The following is a 23,194-nucleotide window of genomic DNA, read 5'->3' on the forward strand; positions in this document are numbered from 1 at the left end:
ACCCGCGTATACGCGGCTGCATACGAACATCTATGTTTGTATCCGTCACGCTATTTCTTCGATGCACGCACACCGACCTGGCTGCAACGGCTGCGCGCATGGATACCAGAACGGGCCACGCCCGACACAAGCTTGCTTGACGCGTACGGCGCCGAGCAGTGAGATCCGCCGGCGAATCGGCCCACGGACTTCATCCTGGCCCGCTCCGCCATCACGGCTTAGCTGTCCAGCCGTCACCGGCAACGAATGCATCGACGACTTCGGTACTTATCGCCCCGTCGCGGCGGCGCGGCGGGCCCGCACCGCGCCGGCCAGCATTTCCAGCACCGGCTCGGTCTGCGCCCAGCCCAGGCACGCGTCGGTGATCGACACGCCCCAGCGCAGCGGCGCGCCGGGCTTCAAGTCCTGGCGCCCTTGCTCGAGGTGGCTCTCGATCATCACACCTCTGAGGCGACGCTCGCCGTGCGATAGCTGCGCAGCCAAATCCCGCGCGACATCGGCCTGGCGCAGATGTGACTTGCCGGAATTCGCATGTGAGCAATCGACCATCACATGCTCACGCAGCCCCGCCGCCCTGAGCACCGCGCAGCTTTTCTCGATGGCAGCGGCATCGTAGTTCGGTCCGTTCTTGCCACCGCGCAGAATCACATGCGCGTCACGGTTGCCGCGTGTCTCGAAGATAGCCGCCATGCCCATCTTCGTCATGCCCATGAACGCGTGGCTGGCGCGGGCGGCCACGATCGCGTCCGCGGCGACCTGCACGCCGCCGTCGGTACCGTTCTTAAATCCGATCGGGCAGCTTAAGCCTGACGCCAGTTGACGGTGACTCTGGCTCTCGGTAGTGCGCGCCCCGATTGCGCCCCACGCCACCAGGTCTGCGATGTACTGCGGGCTGAGCAGATCCAAGAATTCAGTGGCGGTCGGAAGCCCAAGGTTGTTGATTTGCAGCAATAATTCGCGCGCGCGGCGCAGCCCCTCATTGATCCGAAAGCTGCCGTCCAGGCGCGGATCGTTGATATAGCCCTTCCAACCAACCGTGGTACGCGGCTTTTCGAAGTACACCCGCATCACGATCAACAAATCCTCGTGCAGCCGGTCAGCGGCGCCTTTGAGCCGGCGCGCATAGTCGAGCGCTTGGTCGTGGTCGTGGATCGAGCAGGGGCCGACCACCGCAACCAACCGGTCGTCTCGGCCATTGAGCACATCGGCAATGCGCGCGCGGCTGTGCTCGACCAGTTGCTGCACCGACGTCGGCGCCGGTAGCTCGTCCAGCAATAACGCCGGCGAGATCAACGGCCGCACGGCGCCGATGCGCACGTCGTCGATGCGGGTCGTGTCCTGCGTGGCATCGGCCACGTCCACCTCCTGATCGTGCGACGGATTGTCGATGCGAGTCAAAATCGTCTCCAGGGAACTAGCGGCAAGACGACATTATCGCATTGGTGCGCGGCCTGATGCCCTATCGTTACTGCATCGCGACCTTCAGCCCCAGCGCGATGAAGATCACGCCGATGATCTTCTGTTGCCAGCGACGCAGCCAATGCAGCTTCGCGACAAGGCGCGCCAATGGCCGCATCGCGACGACGAGCAACGTCGTATACACCACGCTCATCGCGACAAAAATCAGTCCCAGCACGATAAACTGGACAAACGTCGCGCCGCGCGCTGGCTGCACGAACTGCGGCAGGAAGGCAAGAAAGAACAGCGCAGTCTTCGGATTCAGCACTTCGGCCGGCACGGCCTGAAGAAACGCCTTCAACGGCGAGATCTCGACCGCCGCAGTTGCCGGCGCGTGGCCGTCGGCGTTTTTTTTGCACAGCGCGCGTGCGCCCAGGTACAGCAGATAGGCGGCGCCGACCAGCTTGACGATGTTGAACGCCAGCGCCGACGTCATCAGCAATGCCGACAGACCCACGGCGGCAAATACCGTGTGAATGAAATCGCCGGCCGCCAAGCCCAGACCGGTCAGCACGCCGGTCTTGCGCCCGCCTTGAACCGTGCGCGTGAGCACCAACAGCACGGCCGGCCCCGGTATCAGGAATAGGCCGAGCACGACCACGACGAACGTGCCTAATGTCGAAAGTTCAAACATCGCACTCTCCCTGGATCAGTCGATTGACTCGAGTTGAGCACGGATCTGCTGGGCGATCGCCTCGAGCTTGCCCGGCTCGGCCGCCACATGCGCATGAGAATGGGTTATTTGGGTCATATGACATTGCGGCTTTCCCTCCTGGTCGTAGGCATGCAGAACGCAAGCGTAGCCGAGTTCCACCTGTTCCGTCATCTGAGCCGCCGCGTGGCGCGCCCGTTTGGCACCCATGTGACGTCCAGCGCCTACGTAACGCCCGCGTTGGGCACCGAGCAACAGTACGACCACTAGCGCGATCTAGCTGCCAAATGCACGCATCACCACGGAGCCGGTGAAGTCGTGAAACGGCACGCTGGTGACGTGCTGCAACCACCACTGGACCTCGAAGCGACCGTTCCACGCAATGCCTTTGAACAAGGGGTACACGAAACGAAACCGAGGAGCGAGAACGTCGCGGCAAACCACGGGTTGAACTTGGACCGTTCGGCGCTACCGCCCGAGATGATTGCCGGATGGGCACCGCAAACGCCAGCTAGCACCATGACAGTGCACGCCCAGCACGGCTGCTCACAATCGCCGAGACGTGGCGCGTGTGCCGCGGTCAGTGACATGGTCAAGCGGGAAAGCGGTCGTATGCTTGACCACCTCCATCGCGAAGCTCGCACTCACATCAAGCAACTCGGCGACCTTGATTAGCCGCTTATACACGTTGTCATAGCCGGCGATATCGGGCACCATCACTTTCAGCAAGTAATCGACATCGCCGGTCATCCGGTAGATTTCCACGACTTCCGGAATCGCCGTCACTCCCTTCAGGAAACGGCTCGTCCATCCGTCGTTATGCTGGCTCGCACGGATTGTCACGAATGCGGTCAATCCGAGATTGAGTTTAATCGGATCACACAACACGACTTGTCGCTGGATCACGCCGTCTTCCCGCAATTTCTGTATCCGCCGCCAGCACGGCGTCGGCGATAGATTCACCACGTTGGCAATGTCATTTAATCCGAGCGATGCGTCGTGCTGCAGCAACGACAGTATCTTAGCGTCTATCTTGTCCATGAATACGTTAATATTAGAAAATTTTTCTAGTCTCGCCGACCACCGTGCACAAAATTGCAATCCTTTTTCACACTCCCGATTATAGGATTGCCCTTGTTACGCCCACGGCCGCCGGCTTGACGCGCGTCGGCCCGTTGAATCCAACCCATCGACTCGAGCGCTGCCCATGAAAATCCTGTTCGGCGCGTTTACGCGGCATCCGGCCTCTGTCGGCGAAAGCTATCTGCAACACATGAGAGCGTCGTTCTCGTTTGGCGGCCCGATGCTGCTGGCCGCGTTCGCTGCACTCGTACATGGATTGTTTCCGTTCCTATTCGTCAAGACGGGCAGCACAACCGTGTCCCGACTCTACGAGCGCATGGTGCTCCACCGGTCGGGCAGTGCCCTCCGGCACCAGCCGACATCCAGCCAGCCACCGCGCGCCTGAACCACGCCTGAGCCGCACCCGCGCCGCCACACGGCACGGCCGGACAGGCCGCGACGTTGAACCGGTGCGGCCAACTGGCACGTCGGATTCGCGCGACCATGACAACCTCGCAGTGCTTAATCAAGCGCCTATGGGCAAGTCACCGTCATCGCGCGTCTCGCATCGGATCGCGCGGTCGTGTCGAACCGCAAGTAAGCATCCGCCTGGAATGGCTCATCGCCGGATGGATGGCGCAGCCACGCCCGTTGCGCATTGCGTCCATGTGGCAAGTTCAAGTGTCCAGCCGGTCACGAACGCCCACGCACGGGTCAGTGACTACAACGGGGACGAACTGGCGTCGGGCCGCACCGATCGTCAAGGACTGCTTAATATTGATCAACCTATGAAGCCGCGCAGGCACTGTAGCGACGACAGCTTTTCCTCACTGTTCGTCTCGACGTGCATCGACGACCCGAAAACCGACTCGGAAATGACCCTCGTGCCATCGAACTGCAAGCGCGGGCATCATTCTAACGATGATGCTGTCCAACAACCATGCCCGCGCGGATTCGAAAACGCAATCCAGCTCGCGCGCGACAAGTGGCTCGTGCGCGAGACGCAGACGTCAACAGTCTTGCTTGTCGCCGCGGCACGGAGGAGCGTGCATATCGGCGCACCTACCGACGGTACGATCTTTGCATTGGACCCAATATCCCGGCAGCGCACCGCGTCGAGCGCGCGCGCGACGCGTCGGAGGCGGTGTTCTAACGGCTGAACAGCAAGCCACGCTGTTCCGTAACACGCATCGACTGGCCGCCGCGGCCGGGCCGTCATCTACTGGAGCGGGTGGAAACGCACGACAACGGAGTCGATGCCGTGTGCGTCAACGTGCGTGGCGCATTCTTGCGCGCCAACGCCACGCGCCGTCTACAGCAGCCCGCCCAGTAAAGATCAGAAGCCCATCGTGAAGAACACCGACCCCATGTCCTGCGCGATCGCCGCACCACTTGCGAAGCGACGGCGGTATCCGATATCCAAGCTTGACGCTTTCACTGGCGTCGCAAACCGGCCACCGATACTAAACTCGCTCCATTGGCGTGTTGACTGCGCGCCGACCACGAACGGATCGAACGCTGGCACGCTGGCCGACACCGGATCGTTGCTCCTACTCAATCGTTGGACATGCTTGACACCCGCCGAAATGACCGTTTGATCTGTGAAGCGCAAGTGGCCACTCAGTCCCACTGTGCCATATACGTTCTCGTCGGTACGGGCATTGAAACGAACCGGGAACTGGCCAGACGTCTCAGTATAGTCACCGAGCCTTGTGCGCAAGTAGTCAATGCCCAGGTAAGGCATGATGCTGGCGTTCCGTACGGCGAACACGTAGCCACCCTGCGTCGACACGGCGCGCTGTGCAACCGTCGTGTCGCCGTTGGACCGGTCCACGCCGGAGGCAGTCAGGTAAGACCGGTTTATGGACAAATCGCCTTGCTGGTAACCCAACGCCACACGGGCAAACACACCCGGACGAGTACGGGTTCCGTACTCGGCGAATAACCCGAACAAGCCAGCCCGGTTACGCATTGTGTCGTTGCCTACGTCAAAGCGATAGCTCGGCGCCTGGTAGCCCAGGCCGGCAGCCCAGTCGTCATTGATTCGGTATGCCGCAGTGACTTCGCCCTGCCAGTTCGCACCGTTCACTTTGCCCGCATTGTGGCTGTAGAGCGCGCCAGCCGAGATGCACACGCCGTATTGGTCGAAGCTGCTGCAACGCATGCCATCCTGGACGAACGTTTGCACCGCGGATTGCAACACGGAACTGTACAAGGTTGCGTTGTTCAGCGAGTCGTTCAAGTCGAACAGGCCCACGATCCCGATCTTGCCTCCATCGTCACGCGCAATGAATGGCTGTGCGCGTCCGTTGATGAAGCCTTCACCCACTACAACGGTACCATCTTCCGACTTGCGCTCGGCGCTATAAAGCGCGTTGCCCTCCAGCAGAGGGTAAGAGGAGATCATTTCGCGCAGACGATCGTCGGGCGAAGGCTTGTCGTTGATCAATGCTGCGGCCTCGCGTGACTCCGGCTCGATGGCCGTTGCCTCTTGCTGCACCAGTTCCTCTTCTACTCGATTCGACGCCTCCTCTTGCTGGCGCGCCTCTTCCTTATGGACCTGCGACGACGTTTCCTCCTGATCGCTCACTTCCTGCTCTTGGGCTACCGGCTGCGCTTCCTTCTCTTGGGCTAACCGCTGCGCTTCTTTCTCTTGAGCTATCCGCTGCGCTTCCTGCTCTTGGGCTATCCGCTGCGCTTCCTGCTCTTGGGCTATCCGCTGTGCTTCCTGCTCTTGGGCTATCCGCTGTGCTTCCTTCTCTTGAGCTATCCGCTGTGCTTCCTGCTCTTGGGCTATCCGCTGCGCTTCCTGCTCTTGGGCTATCCGCTGTGCTTCCTTCTCTTGAGCTATCCGCTGTGCTTCCTTCTCTTGGGCTATCCGCTGTGCTTCCTGCTCTTGAGCTATCCGCTGCGCTTCCTGCTCTTGGGCTATCCGCTGTGCTTCCTGCTCTTGGGCTATCCGCTGTGCTTCCTGCTCTTGGGCTATCCGCTGTGCTTCCTGCTCTTGGGCTATCCGCTGTGCTTCCTGCTCTTGGGCTATCCGCTGTGCTTCCTGCTCTTGGGCTATCCGCTGTGCTTCCTGCTCTTGGGCTATCCGCTGTGCTTCCTGCTCTTGGGCTATCCGCTGTGCTTCCTGCTCTTGGGCAAACTGCTTCAGCTCTTCAGCTATCCGCTGTGCTTCCTGCTCTTGGGCTATCCGCTGCGCTTCCTGCTCTCTTGCCCACTTCCTCTGCGCCCTTTTACTTGGCTTTGCCGGCGGCTCAGATTTGGAAGAACCCGATACGTGCAAATCGTTTTTCCTTTCTTCTGTAGCATTTACGTCCGCGCTATCTACTGCAAAACAGACGATCGCGCACGACATAATTGCACGCAGCACACGGCTAGATGAAAATAAACGGGTACGTTCTGCGCATTGACCACGAGTGATTCTTAAATTCATATCTTCAAAACAACGCCAATTATTATTAAAATAACCGTTAACAGTTCTAAAACCACATAACACGACTTCTCTTTTTAAGCTGGCACAAAGCAGCAAGCTGATTCTTTCACGATGCCGACCTATAAGCAGTCGAGGATGACCCACTGCACTCTAACGACCTACTGACGATTTGCTTACAGCGACTGCGTCATAAGATAAGGAAATGGCGGATAAGGACCTGAAATGACCTTCTCAGTATCCAAAACGTTGAGCACTATCTGGTTGATGCCGCCTACAAACCAAATAATAGATTCGGCTTTGATATTAATTACGAATTCCGAAAATTAAACACCAAAAGACACGACGGCGATTGTGCTTATCGACGCTTCGACCTGGTCTTCGCCGCTATACTCGGATGTACGCTACTGATCAGCGGCTGCGACAATCATGCCAACGACCAAGCCATGCGCACATTGAAAGCAATCTTCAATTCGATCAAACTGAACTCGCTACTGCCCAAGAACCTCATGCCCGGGATCATGACCGAGCAACAGATATCCGTGATCAGATGGGGGAGCCGGAAACCGAACGAGCCTTCGTGAGGGGACCGGAGCGCCTCGAATACCCGCGCAGTCTACGAGGCCTGAACACATGCATGATCGATATCGGCCCGGACGACAAGTTGGTTGCGGTCACAGAAGTACTGACGCCGACAATTTCGTACGTCTCCATGTCGGCACGACACAGGATAAAGCGCGTCATATTTGCTTGAAGCTCGGTGGCGCCGCCTTCTATCCACTGAAGCAGGAAATGGTCTGGAGCTGGACATGGCACGAGGGTAGCGTGACGCAGGAAGGCTATTTCAACGTGCACTTCGGCACTGACCACACGGTGACGACGACATCACGCTCGGACGTGATGCGCGGACACTAGTGGGCGTAGTTCTCCACAGATTTTGTGAACGTCCCTGTGAATATCCTCGGGACAAGCGGCGCAAGTGCTTGAGCCCGCGGTACTTATTCCCCACCACACAATAGCGTGCAACGAGCAGCCGACCTTGAACAGCTAGCTGCGAGCCGGCACCGCTGTCGCGCCACGTCGGTCGGCTCGACGATCACCAACCCAAGTGGCGCATGCGACTTCGCGATGAATGGATACGTGCTACCTGACAGCGAATGAATAGTGGCCAAGCGTGCGGTACCTGGCCAAAGTGACAGCCATCCAGTCCACGGTATAAACACCAGGCGCCATTGCATCGAGCGCGATCAAGATGCGCTTGTAAGCCGCCGGGTCGACGACCGACTGCGCGGCCGACGCCGATTTTCCGTGCGCATCACTGAACGTGATTGAACTGAACGCAAGTTGTGCAGCGGCAAAAAACAACACGACGAGCCACAGGCACGCGAGCCAAGGCCGGCAAGCGAAGATCGTTTCACGACGCACTCTCATTGGATTGAACGACACCGCTCGGCACCCAACGGATGTCGCAGACACCGACGCTCAAACCTACACCGGCTTATTCACAGATTTTGTTTGCAACGATGTGGACAACCATTGGATACGCATGCTAAGTGCTTGTCGCGCCAACAGGAAGCGGGGCTGCTATGGCTTGACGCAGCGGCGTGCGGTACCGACGCAATCACCGCTGCAACCGGGACAATAGTGGCGTGCGGCCAGGCCGGCGCCACGCCACCCTTCACTGCTGCATGGCACAGACGTGCTGATCGACTTGCTCCCTTCCCGAGCATAGAACACCGGCTCGCCGCCCAGGCCGCGCGCGATCATCGAATCGATTTCCTCATCGCCGAACGCCGCCTTTAGCGCATCCACAAATGCCGCCACCTGCGGCATCGAGCGGCGCATGGGTTTGTCGGGCATTGTGGTATCTCTGGGAAAACGTGACTTGCGCCAATACCTGTATAAACATACAGTATACAGACGCAAGGAGATGAAGATGGACGATGCATTTTTCTTGGAACGGGCGTTCGATCGGGCCGCCACCGATCTGCGGCGAATCGTGCATGCGATCGCCGGCCGATATCGGGTACGCGGCGAGCCGCTGACATGGCGGCGCCTTCACGACATCGAGGCAGAGGCGCTGTCCGACCTCGGGCTGCGCTGCCGCCACGATGCCCCGCTGCTTGACCTGTTCTCACCATCGCCGGAGCACAACCTCCCGCACTCGGACGAGGCGGTGTGCGTGTCAGGCGTGCAACGCGTGCCGCTGATCACGTGGTTCGTGTTTGACGTTTATGGTCTGGCCGCGACGCCGGCGCTCCGGCCACCGCAAGTCCAATACGAAACGGCCGCGACGCCGTAACGCATGCAGGCGCGTCGGCAGTCGATGTCGAAGCCGAAGCCGAAGCCGAAGCCGAAGCCGAAGCCGAAGCCGAAGCCGAAGCCGAAGCCGAAGCCGAAGCCGATGCCGATGCCGAAGCCGAAGCCGAAGCCGAAGCCGATGCCGATGCCGATGCCGATGCCGATGCCGATGCAGGTGCCGATGCAGGTGCAGGAGCCCTCGGACAGCACGCCGGTGTTCCAGTGCCGATGCAGCGAGCCGATCAAAGGGACACCACTCAACAACACACCTACACCCGCAGCCAGAACACGCTTGCCTGACATTGCCCTATGAAAGTGCGCGCGACGCTCATGCCATTGCTCTACCTACGTGTATCGCGATAGCCGCGCCGGCTTGCGCGGAGGCGATCAGACCACGGTCCGGCCCATGGCGCCGAGCTCGAAAGCCTCGATTATCCGGAGGCGCGGCTTAAACGTTATTCCGGGCTGGCGCGTGCCAACCGCGACGCGATGCCGCGCTCGACGCTGATCGAATTTGAGCATCTCGGCCACGCGCCACATAGGCAGGATTCACCGGCCTTCCATCAGGCATTGCTCGATTGGCTAGGCCGTGCGAACCGGTAGCTTGCCGCGGTGTCGGGTTATCCCCAGAATATGTTGGGAAGGCTGTGGATAAGCTGGGCATACGCAGCGCAAGCCGTTGACAGAACGGCAATTGCCGCCGACGATCGCACCACGTGCAAACGCTAACGGTCGCGCCAACGCGACGTACCGGTTTGCGCCCAGGGCTGTATGCATGATTTATGCGGCGCCTTCGCATAAGTATCCGCTCGGCGCGGCGTTGAGCCCGGAGCGCCGCTTCCCTCTTGATCGAGTCGGCCGCCGCGATCCACTACGACCGACAGCCCTCGTGATTGCCGCGATCGTCGCCACACGCGATCCGCTCGATGACAAACCGGGCCCGCTCGCTTACCGGCCCGCAAGGCAGTTCGATCAACCGGTAGCCCAGCGCGTCGTATGTCGACGCCATCACGTCGTACGTACGCCGCGCTTCGTCGAAATTCTGCCTTCTTTCGGCATCCTGCACAAATATCTCGCGCCAAGGAGGCGCAATGAATACTTGGCGGTTGTAGTGAAACGATTGTGCAGCGCGTAACACGTGTGGCGGCACCGACAAGCCGCACAGACGAAGGTAACCGACAACGTCGGGCACGCCTCGATCGAACAGTACCGGCCCGCCGCGCTCACGGGCTAAATGATACGAGCGCATCTCCCAGCACAGCATCAACTGCGCAAACAGCGCGGGATCATGCCACGGCAGCGCTGGGCCGCCGATCCGTACCTGGTCCTGAATCACCCCCCTGCCTGCTTCGACCGAACGCGCATAGCCAGCCGCCTGTAATGCGTCGAGCAGCGTGCTCTTGCCCGACCCCGGTCCTCCGGTGATCACATGGAAGCGGTCGACACAGATAAACGCATTATCTGCCATTGGCGTTGCCCCTATTCAATCCTTCACAGATTTAAATATCTACATAACCAGGTATTCACAAATCCACTCTTTTTAAATCCAGCTATTCTCAAATTCAACTATTTGCAAATTCAACTATTTGTAAATTTGATTATTTACAGGCTCCACTGGCCCAGCCATGTGTAGAATCCTTCGTCCACAAACTCATCTGCCTGCGGATTAAGTCGCTTTCAGCCACCCGCAGATCGGATCGCTCGCAAACCCAGCTGGCCGAGGATTCCGCTACCGCAGACTCGGCTCTTTGCAGATCAGCCATTGACAAACCCGTTCAGACGCGGCATCCGGCTATGGCTCGCAGCACGCCGTCTTGCGCGAACAGTGCCCGCTTGATGCGCTGCGATTCCAGCGCAAAGTTTTGTGCTGCTGCCGTCGCGCTCCCATCGTTTAAGTCGATCATCCGCTACCAGTGCGCGCGCCTGCATACATAGCCGGTGCAGTTGCAGATCGCCGTCATACCACTGAGTGACACGGAGCAGTCAGTCATCCGGGACCTGCGGCAACGACGATGGCGCATATAAGGTCATGTCAGCGGCACCGCGCAACGCCAGCTGAATAGTCCGAGCGAGCGTAATCGCCTCGTCATGCGCGGCACCCGAACCGGGCAGAGCGGCGACCAGCGGCTTCAATCAGCCGTCCCTACGTCCCGCCGGCCTGGAGCAGGTTGTGGCCGTCCAAGTGTGATTTGTCGCGATACAGCGACGCGGCCACGTGCAAGAACAATACAGTGCGCGCCGTAGACATCCAGTCAATCTCGACCAGCGACGGGCCAAGGATCGATGTGCCGTGGAGCCTCGTTGCCAAGAATGGATCGATGGCCAGCGCACCGCGCAGCCGGCTGTACCCAAGGCCCGCGTACTGCACAACGATATTGAGCCAATCGGCTGCACCACCCTGAATGACGAACATGAAACAGCGTTCGGGTCCAGCATCCGCGAACGCCCTGCAATCCACACCGAACCACAGCCGTGTAGCGCTCAATGGCCGAGAATTTAATGACCACTTGCACGCATCGGCTACTAATGGCCAGACACACGTAGCGGCCGGTGGCCATCGCCAACGCCGCGCCCCGCCGCGGAAGACATCAGATGCTCGGCAGCCTGCGCGTCGCGGCGCGCTCCTCGGCGCGCACGTCAAGCAACCGGCGCATCGTCGAAAATAATTCAGAATAATCCAACGGCTTGCGCAGAAACGCGTCGTAGCGGACGAACGCAGGCGGACTGGATTCGCCCGACACAAGAATGAATAGCGTGTCGGTAAGCGCGGGATTATTACGTATCGCCTGACACAATGCGCTGCCCGACATTCTGGGCATGCGCCAGTCGGCCACGACAATATCGATTTGTGTCGCATCGAGCAGTGCCAGCGCATGACCGCCGTCGGTGGCGCTCTGCACCCCGTAGCCCTGCTGCGCGCAGCAAATGGTCCAAGCAGCGAGAGTTTCCGGGTCGTCGTCGACAAGGAGTACAGTCGTCGTCACGTTTAGCTCCAACCATCCGAGTGCCGCCGCTCCCGGATGCGGCAACTCGCATGCAACCAAGCAATAAGAAAACATCCGCGTGCACGATCGGCAGCCGGTTCAGCGGGCGGACACTCGGGTACAAGCAAGCAGCACGCCCGCCAACGCGATGGCGAATCCGATCCATTGCACCGGCAGCAACATTTCACCAAATGCCAGCTAACTTTCAAACACGGCCAACGGTGGCACCAGGAACAGCAGCGCTGTCGCCCGTGATGCATTATCGCGTCGCACCATTCAGACCCGCAGGGTCGTCGCGAGACCCGACAGCATCACGATACCCCACATGCCAGCGACGCCCATAGTTGCGGCGCGGCGACAAAGCGGTGCTCGTCAAGCACCAGCGCGAAACCGGCGGCGACTAGCGCGGCGCCGGCGTTCTGTAATGCGGCGGCGCTGGTCAAATGCGCGTTCGACAACGAAGTTTTCTGATACAGCGTCCCCGCCGTGATCGACAATACCGCGCAAATCGCCGCGGTCACCACGATCCACTGCGCCGTGCCGGTCGCGCCAGCGACCGCATGAGGCAACACAGCGGCGTCGTGTACAGCGAGTTGAGGCAACAAGACGAGCGTCACTCCCGCCAAGCCCAACCCCAGGCCCGCCCATCTCGCGACGCGAGTCGCTCTCCAAACAACCGCGATGCCGCGCCTGCCGTCAATAGCGGCTGCAGCGTCCCCAACAGGGCCATCACCGCGACGTCAAGTCCCTTCGCCACCGCCCCATAGCCCACGCCGAGATAGAAGCCTGCAGCAGCGCGCCGGCCAACAAATGTTGGCCCGACTCACAGCGATCGGGCCAGCCCACCCGCGCCACCCAAGCCGCCACGGTAAACAGCAGTGCAGTGCCGGCAAAACGCCCCGGTCAATACAGATTCGGGTCAGCGTACGGGGTGATCGCGCGCGCGATGATAAAACCCGTCGACCACCATGCGAAAAACGCGGCAGCAATGACGAAAGCCATGGAAGACGTACTGTTTGTTCGCCCAAACCGGCAGTATTGCGCTGCGTGAAGCTCAGGTCTTGCCAAATCTGCATGCGCAACACCTGTGGCTGCCATGCCGTCAATCATGCGTGTCGCACAGCCGCCGCGAGCGCCACGGCTGCGGCTTCCCAGCCATGCGATGCCACAGCGCCGATAACATTATCGCCCGTTACTTGGTGTCGGTTGCCCAAGCCGGCACTGAGCGCGAGCGCACGCCTTTCGCCGAAACCGATTGCGCGCCAACGCTCTGTCGGGCGGTGGAAGGGCGATATGCATCGCCACTCCATGCGCCCTCCGGCAATATCGCATCCAAGCCCGTGATCGTATGCCGGTTGAACACGGGTTGCGCGATGCCAGCGTTACGCTGAGCACAATAATCGAGCCATGCGGCGCGTGCATACTTGCCGAGCGCCAAAACCGCCAACAAGTTGATCGTGGCCATCAGCCCCATGCTCAAGTCGGCCATCGACCAGATCAGCGGCAACTTCGCAACGCTGCCAAACATCACCATGCTGAGCACCGCGCATCGGAACCCGATCAGCACATCCTTGCGCCGTGTGATGAACATGACGTTGCCCTCGGCACACGCGTAGTTGCCCATGATTGACGAGAACGCGAGCATGAAGATCGCACACGTCAGGAACGTCGCGCCCCAATCGCCGACATGGCTGGACATCGCGCGCTGCGTGAGCACTGCGCCCTCGACCGGCGCGCCAGGCTGGTACTCGCCAGACAACAAGATGATCAACGCCGTCGCGCTACAGATCAGGATCGTGTCGACAAACACGCCGAGCATCTGGATCAAGCCCTGCGTGACAGGATGGCGCGTGGTCGCGGTCGCTGCCGCGTTCGGCGCGCTACCCATGCCCGCCTCGTTCGAGAACAGTCCGCGTTTGATGCCGACCGCGACGATCTGGCTGATGGCGTAACCCGCGACGCCGCCGGCCGCCTGCTCGAGGCCGAACGCACTGCGCACGATCAACGCGATTACCGCCGGGAACGAACTCAAGTGGGCCAACAGTACGTAGCCGGCCAGTGCAAGGTAGCCAAAGGCCATCACCGGCACGAGGAACTGCGCGATGCGTGCAATGCGGCGAATCCCGCCAAAGATCACCGGCGCAATCAACACGATCAGCATGGCTCCCGTGACCACCCGGTCCGTGCCGAACGACGCATGCAGCGCGTCCGCGACTGAATTGGCCTGCACCGCATTGAACACGAGGCCAAACGCAAGAATCAACGATGCGGCAAACACCATCCCGAGCCGCCTGGAACGCAATCCAACCCAGATATAGTAGGCCGGGCCGCCACGAAAGGTGTTGTCGTGATGGGATACCTTGAATATCTGAGCGAGCGTGGCCTCAACGAATGCGAGCGCCATGCCGAGCAGCGCGGTCAGCCACATCCAGAAGATCGCACCGGGACCGCCCGCGCTCAACGCAACGGCGACACCCACGATGTTGCCAGTGCCGACCCGGCTTGCAAGCCCCGTGGCGAAGGCTTGGAACGAGGAAATGCCATCGCCCTTGCGCTTGCCTTTGCCATCGTCGCGAAACAGCGTCTGCACGCTCAGCGGCAGCGCGCGAAGCTGGATGCCGGCAAAGCGCCATGTGAACCATGCTCCCGCACCTAGCAACAGTGCGATCAGCATGTAGTTCCACAACACTCCGTTCAGGTGGCCAATGGCCGATGCCAGAAAAACTTCCACGCTCATTCCTGTTACAACCCTTACGAATTGATTTCAGCGTCCGAATTTTACACATAACGAGCCGCCGTAGGGGTGGTTCCAGAAGAATTAATTACGGGTATTTGCTGTACCGCTGCACGGATCGGTATTAATTACCTGTATCCATAACCATGAAAGGTTTGTTCGAGGGAAGCCGGCGGCTAACGCGCACATCGCAGCCATGGCGGCTCCTCGACGTTCCCGGCTTGTGCCAGCCAGGGCTACAAACAGCGCGAGCGGGTACGTTAAGAACGCCGGAATGGGTTCATCGATGGTCGCGGATATCCTCGTTATCAACGTCGCTTGTCGCGTCGCCCCAAACCGTTGGCTGCCATCATGTGTCCCGCGTGAAGAAAAAACACCTCCTATTTTGCGTCTGGGTAAACCGCAACGGATGGAGATTGAATGCATTGCTGATCAGCGGAACACATTGAACAGTCAACAAATTCTCCGTCGGATGCCCATTCGATTTGCCGGCCACATCTAGAAAACGCTGACACGCAAAGTGTACATCCCGGCCATCCAACAGCACGTGGCCATTCGTTTCTCGAAACGTTTATTCGGATCTGACATTCAAACAGATACTGATGGCGGCGTAATGTGGGCCCCCACCTCTTATCCTCTCCACCGTCATGAGCATAACGATCAACCCATTCCGCCAAGCACGGCAATCCGATCCGACGCATCAGGGCAATGTGATGACGTCCGGCCACAGCGTCGCGGGACGCGAGCGGTCTTGGCACAGCCAATTCGACGGATTGTTTTTGCGCAAGAAAAAGACGATATCGACGCAACCGCCGACGGAAAAGCCAGCCTCCACCGACTCAAAAACGTCACAGACAGTCCGGAATGTGGCCAAGCAGCTGAAAAAGGCCTTCCGTCCATCCGGCTCGTCGCAAAGCAAGCTTATTAAGAAGTTTCCTCAAGTTCCGTCACGCCCTGCCCCCGCTGACAATCGCACCGGCGTTGGAACAAAAGCTTCTGCACAAACCAACACGACAAAGGGTGTTCCTCCAGACATCAAGCCGCCCGAACGGAAAAGCTCGCGCGCGCATCTGGACGCCCATGGGGCTGACCTGGCCGCCCGAAGCAATAGCACTTCGTCAAACGAGGCGTTCGCGAGGGTAAAAATAGGCCAAGTCAACGTCAAAAAAGTCGAAGTCAACACAATGAAGGCAGAGTTGTTAGGCACGAAGACTTTGATCTCCGAAGGGGAGAAAACGACGAAGGAAGCTACGCGGAAAAATCGGGTAAGCAAAAATAACGTTGCTCCAAACGTTAAAGATATAACAGAAACGGAGGCCGAGTTCTTTAAGGAATGCCCTGCAACTCCTGCCGTCTCAGCTTTCCGTCCTACCGAAGGCAATATTTCGTCAAAGCAAACCACTCCGGCAGCGCCGCCCCGTCCACCGAAATCAAGCAAAAGGCCCTCGGTGATAGTCCAACTCGCCGCCCAAAAAATGAAGACTGCGTCTTTACGCGAACAGGCCCTGATCTTCGAAGGGTTGAAAACAGCGAACAAGTCGGGGCGCTGGCTACCTGTCGAGCCAGAAAATCACGTTCCACCAACAGGTCTGAACAAATCGGATAAAGGTTTCATAGCGGAGTGACCCAGGGGAAACCTGCCGCATATGAGTCCTCCCCGAAGCGGCAGAAATCGGAGTTCTGCGCACAGCGGCAAGCACCAGGCGGGTGCGGGCCCGCACGGATCCACAGTGACGTGTTGATGATATCGCCTCTCGACACGCCGCGCTTCGCCTCGCCCGCCAATACCTCGGATATGACCGAAACGGGCAGTCTAGCGGCCGTTACGCTACTCCTACTTTCTCTTGCATCGACGACCATCAGTGCGGAACGAATACGTTATTCGTTCCGTCCCATTTTCCGCACAATCGGTAATCCGGCTTTCACTGCATCACAAAGTCCCGAACCGTTTGTTCGGACCCGACAGTCAAACAGAAACTGATGGCGGCGTATGTGGGCCGCCCCCTATCCTTATCCACCATCATGAGCATAAAGATCAACCTATTTCGCCAAGCATGCCAACCCGATCCGACGCCCCGAGACAATGTGACGACACCCGGCAACCCCGCCGTGGGACACGAACGGTTTTGTCAAGGCAAATTCGACATATTGCCTTCCCGCAAGAAAAAAACGATATCGACACAACCACCAACGGAAAAGCGGGCCCACACCGACTGGAAAACGTCGCGGACATTCCGGAATGCGGCCAAACTACTGAAAAAGGTCTTCCGCCCATGCGGCTCGGCGGAGAGCGAGCTTAGTCAGTCTGAAAACAAACTGACTATACCGGCGAACGAACCTACTGCACCGAGAAGCGAACCTTTTAAACCGTTTACTCAAGTTCCGCCACGCCCTGTCCACGCTGACAATCGGGGCGAAGCTGGAACAAAAAACTCGGCTCAAACTGGCACGGTCGCGGTAAATGGCAAAACCATCACCCCGCCCAAACGAAAGGAATCACTTGTTCATTGGCAAGCCCACTCGTCGCGCGATGCGGCGCAACTTCGTGACTCCAGTCCGTCTAATACGGAACTACAGCAAGCCAACACGGTCATACCGCCCCATCCACCGAAGTCAATAAAAAGACCGTCCATCCCGGTTTTCCGCCCTACCGAAAGCAGCATTTCATCGAAGCGAACCACTCCGGCGGCACCGCCCCGTCCGCCGAAATCGGATAAAAGACCCTCGCAAAGGGTCCTACTCGCCACCGAAAAAATGAAGACAGTGTCTTTACGCGAAGAGTCCCTGATCATCGAAGGGCTGAAAGCGGCGAAAGAGACGGGGCATTGGTTACCTGTCGAGCCTGAAAATTATGCTCCACCAACAGGCCTAAGTAAATCGGAGTTCTGCGCATAACGGCAAACAACGGGCGGCATGCCGACCCGCATGGCTCCACAGCGACGTGTTGATGACCGCCTCTCGACATGCCGCGCTTCGCTTCACTCGCCAATACATCGGATATGGCCGAAACGGGCAGTCTAGCGGCCGTTACGCTACGCCTACTTTCTCTAGCATCGACGGTGATTAGGATGGAACGAATATGTAATTCTTTTCTTCCCATGTTATCGGCACAATTATTAATTCAGCTTTCATTGCAACACAAGAACCGGTAAGGAAACAGATATGAAACCTCAAATCTTGCAAAACTTCTCTAATACTATCCATAAACTGCCATCACCAGCCAACACGTCGACACAACCAAATGAAAATACAGGCCGGCATGCAGCCGAGCCCAGTGCAATAAATACTGGTTTATTTTGCGGACTTTTCTCACGCAAGCATCTCTCCAAGGAAGAACGTGATAATATCCAATGGGAAAAAACGAAAAAAAACTTTCTCAAACAGAACATAAAACAACATCACGCCACGATGAAGCGGAAAGAAGAAATAGAAAAAAAATTAAACGCCCATTATGACAAAGAGTATAAAAAGTGGCTGAGAAATCAACCAAAAAAATACAACTTTAAATAACTAGGCAGTGCAGGGCTATAACGGACCAACAGCACTCACGTGCTCAAAAGAAAATACGTGCTTTTCCAGCAACCGGAGGCCCGCCTTTCATAGCCACTGCACCCGCCCATTTTTTAGACAACCGACAACCTTCACACCGTTGCCCCACTCGGTCGATAGTCGGCTCTGGCACCCGGCAATCCCTTCATGAGGTACCCGCCGGTCAAAAGGCGTCGTGAGGTGGAAGCCGGGCACACCAAGTAAGTTAGCATTGTCAACGCAAGTGCCGATATAGACGTTTTGTTGACGTCTTTCCGCAGTTTAGCCGTCGTGTTCGCACGGCTAAACTGTGGATTCCTTGAAGTCGCGCACCACTCATGCGTCCCCAAATAAAACTGACTCTCTTCACTGCACGCGTCGGGGCCATGCTGCGACACGCGCAATGCCTGATCACCCCAGCGCTTGCATTGGGCGGCTGCGCGCTGCTGCTCATATTGTTTCAACATTTGTCTCACGCGGTCCATTACCGCTCGGTGATCCATCAACTGCGCCAGCTGAGCACAGCGCAATGGACCGACGCGCTCGCCGCCACGATCATGAGCTACATCGGACTCGTCGGGCGGGACAGGGCCGGACTGCACCACATCGGCGCACGGGTGCCACGCGCATTGTTACTGCTCGGTGCGACGATCGGCTCAGCCATCGGCAATGCAACCGGCTTCGGCGCGTTGACCGGCGGCGCTGTACGTTGCCGGATCTACGGCGCAGCGGGCGTAACGCCGGCACAGGTCGGGCGCCTGACCGTCTTCACCAGCATCGGCCTGGCCGCGACGCTGGTGCTAATGAGCGCCGCCGGCATGCTAATCGCAGCCAGCCAACTCGAATTGGTGCTACACCTGCCGACATCGACGCTACGCTGCGCGGGTGTGCTCGCGATCGTGGCGATCGCGGCACTAGTGGTGGCATGCCGCCGCCAACCACGCACGTTTGGCGGCGGCACGCGGCGCTGGCTCGCGCTGACGATTCCATCGCGGCGCAATCTGATCGCCCAACTAGGCTGGGCGATCGTTGACGTTGCCGGCGCCGCGCTGGCGCTGTGGGTCCTGTTGCCGGATGCGTCGATTGGCTTTGCCACGTTCATGACGGTCTATGCGGCGGCGTTGCTGCTCGGGATGGTCGGCCACACCCCTGGTGGCGTCGGCGTATTCGAAGGCGTGGTGCTGATCGCCTTCGGTCGAGACCTGCCAATGCCGCAACTGGTGGCCGCATTGCTCGCCTACCGGGCCATCTACTTCGGGCTGCCGCTGCTCGTTTGCGGTGGCGCGCTGGTCATGTTCGAGGGACGCGCGCTCAAGCGCATGATGATGACGCCTTCCGCGCTGCACGCGGCACGCAGCCTCGCGCAACTCGCGCCGCTATTGCTGAGCACCATCACGTTTGCAGTCGGCTGCATGCTGATCGTCTCCGGTGCAACACCGGCGTTCATGCACCGGATTGCGGTGCTAAGCACGCTCGTGCCACTGTGGGTCCTTGAAAGCTCACAGTTGCTCGCCAGCGTACTCGGCGTGCTGCTGTTGTTCGTCGCTCGCGGACTGCTGCGCCGGCTCGATGCCGCATGGTGGCTAGCCTTGCTGCTGGCCAGCATCAACCTCGGGCTGTCGCTAGCCAAGGGGCTGGCGTTCATCGAAGCCGGCGTGCTCGGGATCCTGGTGCTGCTGTTAATCGCGACGCGACACCACTTCAACCGCCGCTCGTCACTATTCGCGGAGCGCTTCACGCCCAGTTGGCTAGTGTCAGTCGGCATCGTAATCGTGATTGCGACATGGATCATGCTGTACGCGTTCCGCGACGTGCCGTACACACGCGAGCTATGGTGGCAATTCGCGTTCGACGGCCGGGCCCCGCGCGCGTTGCGCGCTACGCTGGCGGCCGCGCTGTGCGCGGCGGCGCTGGCCTTCTGGCAGTTGCTGCGGCCAGCGGCCGGCCGCTTCGTGAAGCCGGCCGAACAGGACCTTGCCGACGCGGCGCGCATCGTGCGCGCGCAGGAACGCAGCGACGCGGGGCTCGCCATGATGGGCGACAAGAGCTTCTTGTTCTCCGCATCGCGCCACGCCTTTCTGATGTATGCCAAGCGTGGGCGCACGTGGGTGGCGCTGCATGACCCAGTCGGCCCGCGCGACGAATGGCCTGAGCTGATCCGCCGTTTCGTCGCACTAGCGCACACGCACGGCGGCCGCGCCGCGTTTTACCAGGTGCGCGCCGACGCACTGCCGTTCTACCTCGATACCGGCTTGCACCTGCTGAAGCTGGGCGAGGAGGCCAACATCGCGCTGGCCGACTTCGATCTGAAGGGATCGCACCGTGCCCATCTTCGCTACGCGTTCAAGCGCGGCGAACGCGACGGGCTGGCCGTCGAAGTGGTTGAACCGGCGCGCCTGCCGGAATGCCTGCCGACGCTCAAGTCAATCTCCGATGCATGGCTGCAAAGCCGCGTGGCGCGAGAAAAGAGCTTTTCGGTGGCAGCATTCAACCCGTCGTATCTGGCCGCGCAATCGGTCATGTTGCTGCGTCAACATGGCCGTGCGGTCGCGTTCGTCACGTTCATGACGACGGACGTGCACACCGAGGCGACCGTTGGTGTGATGCGCCACCTGCCGGATGCGTCCGGGTACGCGATGGACTATCTGTTCACGAAACTGGCGCTGCATTTGAAGGATGCCGGGCTGCGCACGTTGAGCCTGGGCATCGCACCGCTGTCTGGCGTGCAGCCGACGCCATTTCCGTCGCGCTGGCAGCGTGTCGCACGACTCGCATGGCACCTTGGCGGACGCTTGTACAATTTCCGCGGCCTGCGTGGGTTCAAGAGCAAGTTTCAGCCGCGCTGGGAGCCACGTTACCTGGCAGTGTCCGGCTCACTCGGCCTATTCGTGACACTGGCCGACATCTCGCTGCTGGCAGGAGGCTGGCGCTCGTGAAAATCCATTTTTTGATCACCGTCGCGACTCGCGCGATCGCCGCGTGCGCGCTCGCGCTGCCCGGCGCCCATGCCGCCACCACCAGCACACTGCCCGGCGGCCGCTATGGCGAGGTCACGCTGACCCGTCCCGACGGTCCCTTGCGCGACTTCGTCGTGCCGTTCTCCGACGCAAACGGCTGGAATGCATCGGATCATGACGCGGCACAGGCGTTGGCGCGCGATGGCGCGCTGGTCGTCGGCGTCGATACCCGTCGCTATGCGGCGAATCTGGCTGCCAAGCCGCCAAGCTGCCAGCATCTGGTGGGCGACGCCGAAGCCTTGAGCCACCAGTTGGAACGGCAGTTGGATTCGCCCCGCTATTTCGCGCCAATCGTCGCGGGAACCGGACAAGGCGCGACGCTAGCCACGCAGATCCTGGCCCAGGCGCCGGCGAACACGGTGGCTGGCGCACTGTCACTGGATCCGGCGCCCACGCTGGACGCGCGGTTCCAGCCGTGCCCGCCTGACCCGACGGTAAGCCGCGGCACTGGGCTGCCAGGCTTTTTTGTCACTGGCACAGCCGCGGGTAAGCGCCGGGCGGAAAAGCTGCGCGCATGGGCGGCGCCGTACCTGCATGCGCCATCCACCAGCGACGAAGACGTTTCCGATCTGCCACTGGCTGAATTGCGGGCGCCTAAGCCTTCCGGCATGCTGGCGATCGTGATGTCCGGCGACGGCGGATGGCGCGACCTGGACAAGACTATCGCGGAAAATCTGCAAAAAGACGGCGTATCGATGATCGGCTGGGACAGTCTTCGCTATTTTTGGAGCCGCAAGACACCGGAGCAGGCCGCGCGCGATCTCGCACGCGTGCTGCGCGTCTACGGCGCCCATTGGCAAGCGCGGGACATCGCGTTGATCGGCTATTCGTTTGGCGCCGACGTCATGCCGTTCCTGTATAACCGCTTGCCGGAGCCGTTGCGCGAGCGCGTGTCGTACGTGTCGTTGCTCGGCTTCGCGCCGGCCGCCGACTTCCAGATCCGCGTAACGGGCTGGCTCGGGATGCCGGCTAGCGCAGACGCACTGCCCGCCAAGCCCGAGGTCGTGAAGCTGCCCGCATCGATCGTTCAATGCGTGTACGGTGAGCACGAAACCGACACGCTGTGCCCGGCGCTGGCTGGCACCGGCGTCGACGTGGTGCAAATGCCCGGCGATCACCATTTTGGACGCGACTACCGTACATTGACGCAACGGATTCTGGCCGGCTGGAAAAAGCAAATCGCGCTTCGCCACTAGTTTGTCGGTTGCATCGTCCGCGGCGCTCAGTGACGCCTTCGGTGGCGCTCGGTGACGCTGTCGGCGGCACTCGGTTGTGCCGCCCGCGGCGGCCGTTTGCGCCGTCGGCGGCACCCGGCGCGCCACGCCGGTTGCAATGTGCGCAATCGGCGCCGCGCTGTTGTTGGCGTATGTGGCCTATGCGCAGCGCATCGAGCGACCGTTGCTCGATCTGCGGTTTTTCCGCGTGCCCGCCTATCGTGCCAGCGCGCTTGGCGGCTCACTGTTTCGCATCGGCCTCGGTGCCATGCCCTTCCTGCCGCCGCTGATGCTACAGGCGGGTCTCGCGATGAGCGCATTCCAGTCCGGCTCGATCACCTGCGCATCGGCAGTCGGCGGTATGTTCATGCGCTCGCTCGCCACCACGGCGCTGCGTCGCGTCGGCTTCCGGCGCGTGCTGCTCTACAACGCCGCGCTGTCCGGCATCGCGATCGCGGCATGCGGGACGTTCTTTCCCGGCATGCCCACGTGGCTGCTCTGGGCGATCGTGCTACTCGGCGGCTTTTTCCCCGCGCTGCAGTTCACCAGTTTGAACTCGCTCCTGTACGCTGATATCCCCAATCGCGACATCGGCCGCGCAACGAGCCTTGATAGCGTCGTGCAACAGATGTCGCTGGGCCTTGGCGTGACGATCGGTGCAATCGTGTTGCAGTTCTCCCACGTGCTGCAAGACCATCCGACGATCGTATGGTCAGATTTCTGGCTCGAATACTTGCACGTCGAACCCCGCGTCATCGGCGCCAAGGTCGGATTCATCGCGACATGGTAGGACGCCAATGCCCGGCGG

Annotated in this window: 21 protein-coding genes and 3 pseudogenes; 10 read left to right on the plus strand and 14 right to left on the minus strand. The window is 59.9% G+C overall.

From position 1 onward, the window contains the following. Positions 1–267: 267 nt before the first annotated feature. Both KQH60_RS09730 and KQH60_RS09735 read right to left on the minus strand, forming a co-directional pair. The gene (locus KQH60_RS09730) at positions 268–1,398 is read right to left on the minus strand and encodes a 3-deoxy-7-phosphoheptulonate synthase (RefSeq protein ID WP_255779095.1); all 1,131 of its coding nucleotides are present in this window, start codon (positions 1,396–1,398) and stop codon (positions 268–270) included. A 67-nt stretch (positions 1,399–1,465) separates the two neighbouring features. Further along, complete coding sequence (locus KQH60_RS09735) at positions 1,466–2,092, minus strand: LysE family translocator (protein WP_237576267.1); 627 nt, start codon at positions 2,090–2,092, stop codon at positions 1,466–1,468. A 150-nt stretch (positions 2,093–2,242) separates the two neighbouring features. On the opposite strand from KQH60_RS09735, the gene KQH60_RS09740 reads away from it, so the two are divergent. Continuing rightward, the gene (locus KQH60_RS09740; RefSeq protein ID WP_237576268.1) at positions 2,243–2,380 is read left to right on the plus strand and encodes a hypothetical protein; all 138 of its coding nucleotides are present in this window, start codon (positions 2,243–2,245) and stop codon (positions 2,378–2,380) included. Between the two features lie 9 nt (positions 2,381–2,389). On the opposite strand, the pseudogene KQH60_RS09745 reads toward KQH60_RS09740, so the two are convergent. Together KQH60_RS09745 and KQH60_RS09750 are read right to left on the minus strand one after the other, a co-directional pair. After that, a pseudogene (locus KQH60_RS09745) lies at positions 2,390–2,607 on the minus strand (ammonium transporter); the annotation flags it as partial. A 49-nt stretch (positions 2,608–2,656) separates the two neighbouring features. Beyond that, a complete protein-coding gene (locus KQH60_RS09750) occupies positions 2,657–3,151 on the minus strand; it encodes an Lrp/AsnC family transcriptional regulator (protein WP_237576269.1) in 495 nt (164 codons plus the stop codon). A 166-nt stretch (positions 3,152–3,317) separates the two neighbouring features. Between KQH60_RS09750 and KQH60_RS09755 the strand changes: the two genes are divergently transcribed. Next, a complete protein-coding gene (locus KQH60_RS09755; RefSeq protein ID WP_237576270.1) occupies positions 3,318–3,578 on the plus strand; it encodes a DUF6356 family protein in 261 nt (86 codons plus the stop codon). Positions 3,579–4,508: 930 nt separating this feature from the next. Here KQH60_RS09755 and KQH60_RS09760 read toward each other — a convergent pair. Further along, on the minus strand, positions 4,509–6,461 hold the full coding sequence (locus tag KQH60_RS09760) for an autotransporter outer membrane beta-barrel domain-containing protein (protein WP_237576271.1): 1,953 nt from the start codon (positions 6,459–6,461) through the stop codon (positions 4,509–4,511). A gap of 897 nt (positions 6,462–7,358) precedes the next feature. On the opposite strand from KQH60_RS09760, the gene KQH60_RS15060 reads away from it, so the two are divergent. After that, positions 7,359–7,523, plus strand: a complete 165-nt coding sequence (locus KQH60_RS15060; protein ID WP_368669335.1) for a hypothetical protein — start codon at positions 7,359–7,361, stop codon at positions 7,521–7,523. Between the two features lie 228 nt (positions 7,524–7,751). On the opposite strand, the gene KQH60_RS09770 is transcribed toward KQH60_RS15060, so the two are convergent. Both KQH60_RS09770 and KQH60_RS09775 read right to left on the minus strand, forming a co-directional pair. Next, positions 7,752–8,039: a copper resistance protein CopC gene (locus tag KQH60_RS09770; RefSeq protein WP_237576272.1), complete on the minus strand. Its 288-nt coding sequence runs from the start codon at positions 8,037–8,039 to the stop codon at positions 7,752–7,754. A gap of 153 nt (positions 8,040–8,192) precedes the next feature. Then, positions 8,193–8,468 (minus strand): hypothetical protein, encoded by a 276-nt coding sequence (locus KQH60_RS09775; RefSeq protein ID WP_237576273.1) that lies wholly within the window; start codon positions 8,466–8,468, stop codon positions 8,193–8,195. Positions 8,469–8,538: 70 nt separating this feature from the next. On the opposite strand from KQH60_RS09775, the gene KQH60_RS09780 reads away from it, so the two are divergent. Then, positions 8,539–8,910 carry a DUF2471 family protein gene (locus KQH60_RS09780; RefSeq protein WP_237576274.1) on the plus strand — a complete coding sequence of 124 codons (372 nt, stop codon included), beginning with the start codon at positions 8,539–8,541 and terminating at the stop codon, positions 8,908–8,910. Here the strand turns inward: KQH60_RS09780 and KQH60_RS09785 are convergent. The 7 genes and pseudogenes from KQH60_RS09785 to KQH60_RS09820 all read right to left on the minus strand — a co-directional run bounded on the left by KQH60_RS09785 (position 8,841) and on the right by KQH60_RS09820 (position 14,624). Beyond that, positions 8,841–9,155 carry a hypothetical protein gene (locus tag KQH60_RS09785; protein WP_237576275.1) on the minus strand — a complete coding sequence of 105 codons (315 nt, stop codon included), beginning with the start codon at positions 9,153–9,155 and terminating at the stop codon, positions 8,841–8,843. The genes KQH60_RS09780 and KQH60_RS09785 overlap by 70 nt on opposite strands. Positions 9,156–9,780: 625 nt before the next feature. Further along, positions 9,781–10,377 carry an AAA family ATPase gene (locus KQH60_RS09795; protein WP_237576276.1) on the minus strand — a complete coding sequence of 199 codons (597 nt, stop codon included), beginning with the start codon at positions 10,375–10,377 and terminating at the stop codon, positions 9,781–9,783. Positions 10,378–10,892: 515 nt separating this feature from the next. After that, positions 10,893–11,042: a hypothetical protein gene (locus tag KQH60_RS09800; RefSeq protein ID WP_237576277.1), complete on the minus strand. Its 150-nt coding sequence runs from the start codon at positions 11,040–11,042 to the stop codon at positions 10,893–10,895. Between the two features lie 10 nt (positions 11,043–11,052). Next, on the minus strand, positions 11,053–11,322 hold the full coding sequence (locus tag KQH60_RS09805) for a hypothetical protein (protein ID WP_237576278.1): 270 nt from the start codon (positions 11,320–11,322) through the stop codon (positions 11,053–11,055). A 175-nt stretch (positions 11,323–11,497) separates the two neighbouring features. Next, the gene (locus KQH60_RS09810; protein ID WP_368669336.1) at positions 11,498–11,893 is read right to left on the minus strand and encodes a response regulator; all 396 of its coding nucleotides are present in this window, start codon (positions 11,891–11,893) and stop codon (positions 11,498–11,500) included. A 99-nt stretch (positions 11,894–11,992) separates the two neighbouring features. Beyond that, positions 11,993–12,895: pseudogene (locus tag KQH60_RS09815) on the minus strand (DMT family transporter). A 190-nt stretch (positions 12,896–13,085) separates the two neighbouring features. Continuing rightward, positions 13,086–14,624, minus strand: coding sequence for a sodium:alanine symporter family protein (locus KQH60_RS09820; RefSeq protein ID WP_237576279.1), 1,539 nt, complete (start codon positions 14,622–14,624; stop codon positions 13,086–13,088). 650 nt (positions 14,625–15,274) lie between these two features. On the opposite strand from KQH60_RS09820, the gene KQH60_RS09825 reads away from it, so the two are divergent. From KQH60_RS09825 to KQH60_RS09850, 6 genes and pseudogenes are all read left to right on the plus strand, one after another. Next, positions 15,275–16,252, plus strand: coding sequence for a hypothetical protein (locus KQH60_RS09825; protein WP_237576280.1), 978 nt, complete (start codon positions 15,275–15,277; stop codon positions 16,250–16,252). A 397-nt stretch (positions 16,253–16,649) separates the two neighbouring features. Beyond that, positions 16,650–17,522, plus strand: coding sequence for a hypothetical protein (locus tag KQH60_RS09830; RefSeq protein ID WP_237576281.1), 873 nt, complete (start codon positions 16,650–16,652; stop codon positions 17,520–17,522). A gap of 267 nt (positions 17,523–17,789) precedes the next feature. Continuing rightward, entirely contained in the window at positions 17,790–18,137 is a 348-nt protein-coding gene (locus KQH60_RS09835; protein ID WP_237576282.1) for a hypothetical protein, read from the plus strand. A gap of 404 nt (positions 18,138–18,541) precedes the next feature. Continuing rightward, a complete protein-coding gene (gene mprF, locus KQH60_RS09840; protein WP_237576432.1) occupies positions 18,542–21,091 on the plus strand; it encodes a bifunctional lysylphosphatidylglycerol flippase/synthetase MprF in 2,550 nt (849 codons plus the stop codon). Then, a complete protein-coding gene (locus KQH60_RS09845) occupies positions 21,088–22,368 on the plus strand; it encodes an AcvB/VirJ family lysyl-phosphatidylglycerol hydrolase (RefSeq protein WP_237576283.1) in 1,281 nt (426 codons plus the stop codon). The genes mprF and KQH60_RS09845 overlap by 4 nt, the downstream gene beginning before the upstream one ends. 136 nt (positions 22,369–22,504) lie before the next feature. Next, positions 22,505–23,122: pseudogene (locus tag KQH60_RS09850) on the plus strand (MFS transporter); the annotation flags it as partial. Positions 23,123–23,194 lie beyond the last annotated feature (72 nt).

Source organism: Mycetohabitans sp. B8, assembly GCF_021991875.1.
Lineage (GTDB): Bacteria > Pseudomonadota > Gammaproteobacteria > Burkholderiales > Burkholderiaceae > Mycetohabitans.

Bases quoted from the DNA above. Each gene is read 5' to 3' on its own strand.
- KQH60_RS09795 (WP_237576276.1), bottom strand. From the start codon at position 10,377: ATGGCAGATAATGCGTTTATCTGTGTCGACCGCTTCCATGTGATCACC.
- KQH60_RS09755 (WP_237576270.1), top strand. From the start codon at position 3,318: ATGAAAATCCTGTTCGGCGCGTTTACGCGGCATCCGGCCTCTGTCGGC.
- KQH60_RS09750 (WP_237576269.1), bottom strand. From the start codon at position 3,151: ATGGACAAGATAGACGCTAAGATACTGTCGTTGCTGCAGCACGACGCA.
- KQH60_RS09830 (WP_237576281.1), top strand. From the start codon at position 16,650: ATGAGCATAAAGATCAACCTATTTCGCCAAGCATGCCAACCCGATCCG.
- KQH60_RS09780 (WP_237576274.1), top strand. From the start codon at position 8,539: ATGAAGATGGACGATGCATTTTTCTTGGAACGGGCGTTCGATCGGGCC.
- KQH60_RS09835 (WP_237576282.1), top strand. From the start codon at position 17,790: ATGAAACCTCAAATCTTGCAAAACTTCTCTAATACTATCCATAAACTG.
- KQH60_RS09805 (WP_237576278.1), bottom strand. From the start codon at position 11,322: ATGTTCGTCATTCAGGGTGGTGCAGCCGATTGGCTCAATATCGTTGTG.
- KQH60_RS09770 (WP_237576272.1), bottom strand. From the start codon at position 8,039: ATGAGAGTGCGTCGTGAAACGATCTTCGCTTGCCGGCCTTGGCTCGCG.
- mprF (WP_237576432.1), top strand. From the start codon at position 18,542: ATGCTGCGACACGCGCAATGCCTGATCACCCCAGCGCTTGCATTGGGC.
- KQH60_RS09735 (WP_237576267.1), bottom strand. From the start codon at position 2,092: ATGTTTGAACTTTCGACATTAGGCACGTTCGTCGTGGTCGTGCTCGGC.
- KQH60_RS09825 (WP_237576280.1), top strand. From the start codon at position 15,275: ATGAGCATAACGATCAACCCATTCCGCCAAGCACGGCAATCCGATCCG.
- KQH60_RS09775 (WP_237576273.1), bottom strand. From the start codon at position 8,468: ATGCCCGACAAACCCATGCGCCGCTCGATGCCGCAGGTGGCGGCATTT.
- KQH60_RS09740 (WP_237576268.1), top strand. From the start codon at position 2,243: ATGCAGAACGCAAGCGTAGCCGAGTTCCACCTGTTCCGTCATCTGAGC.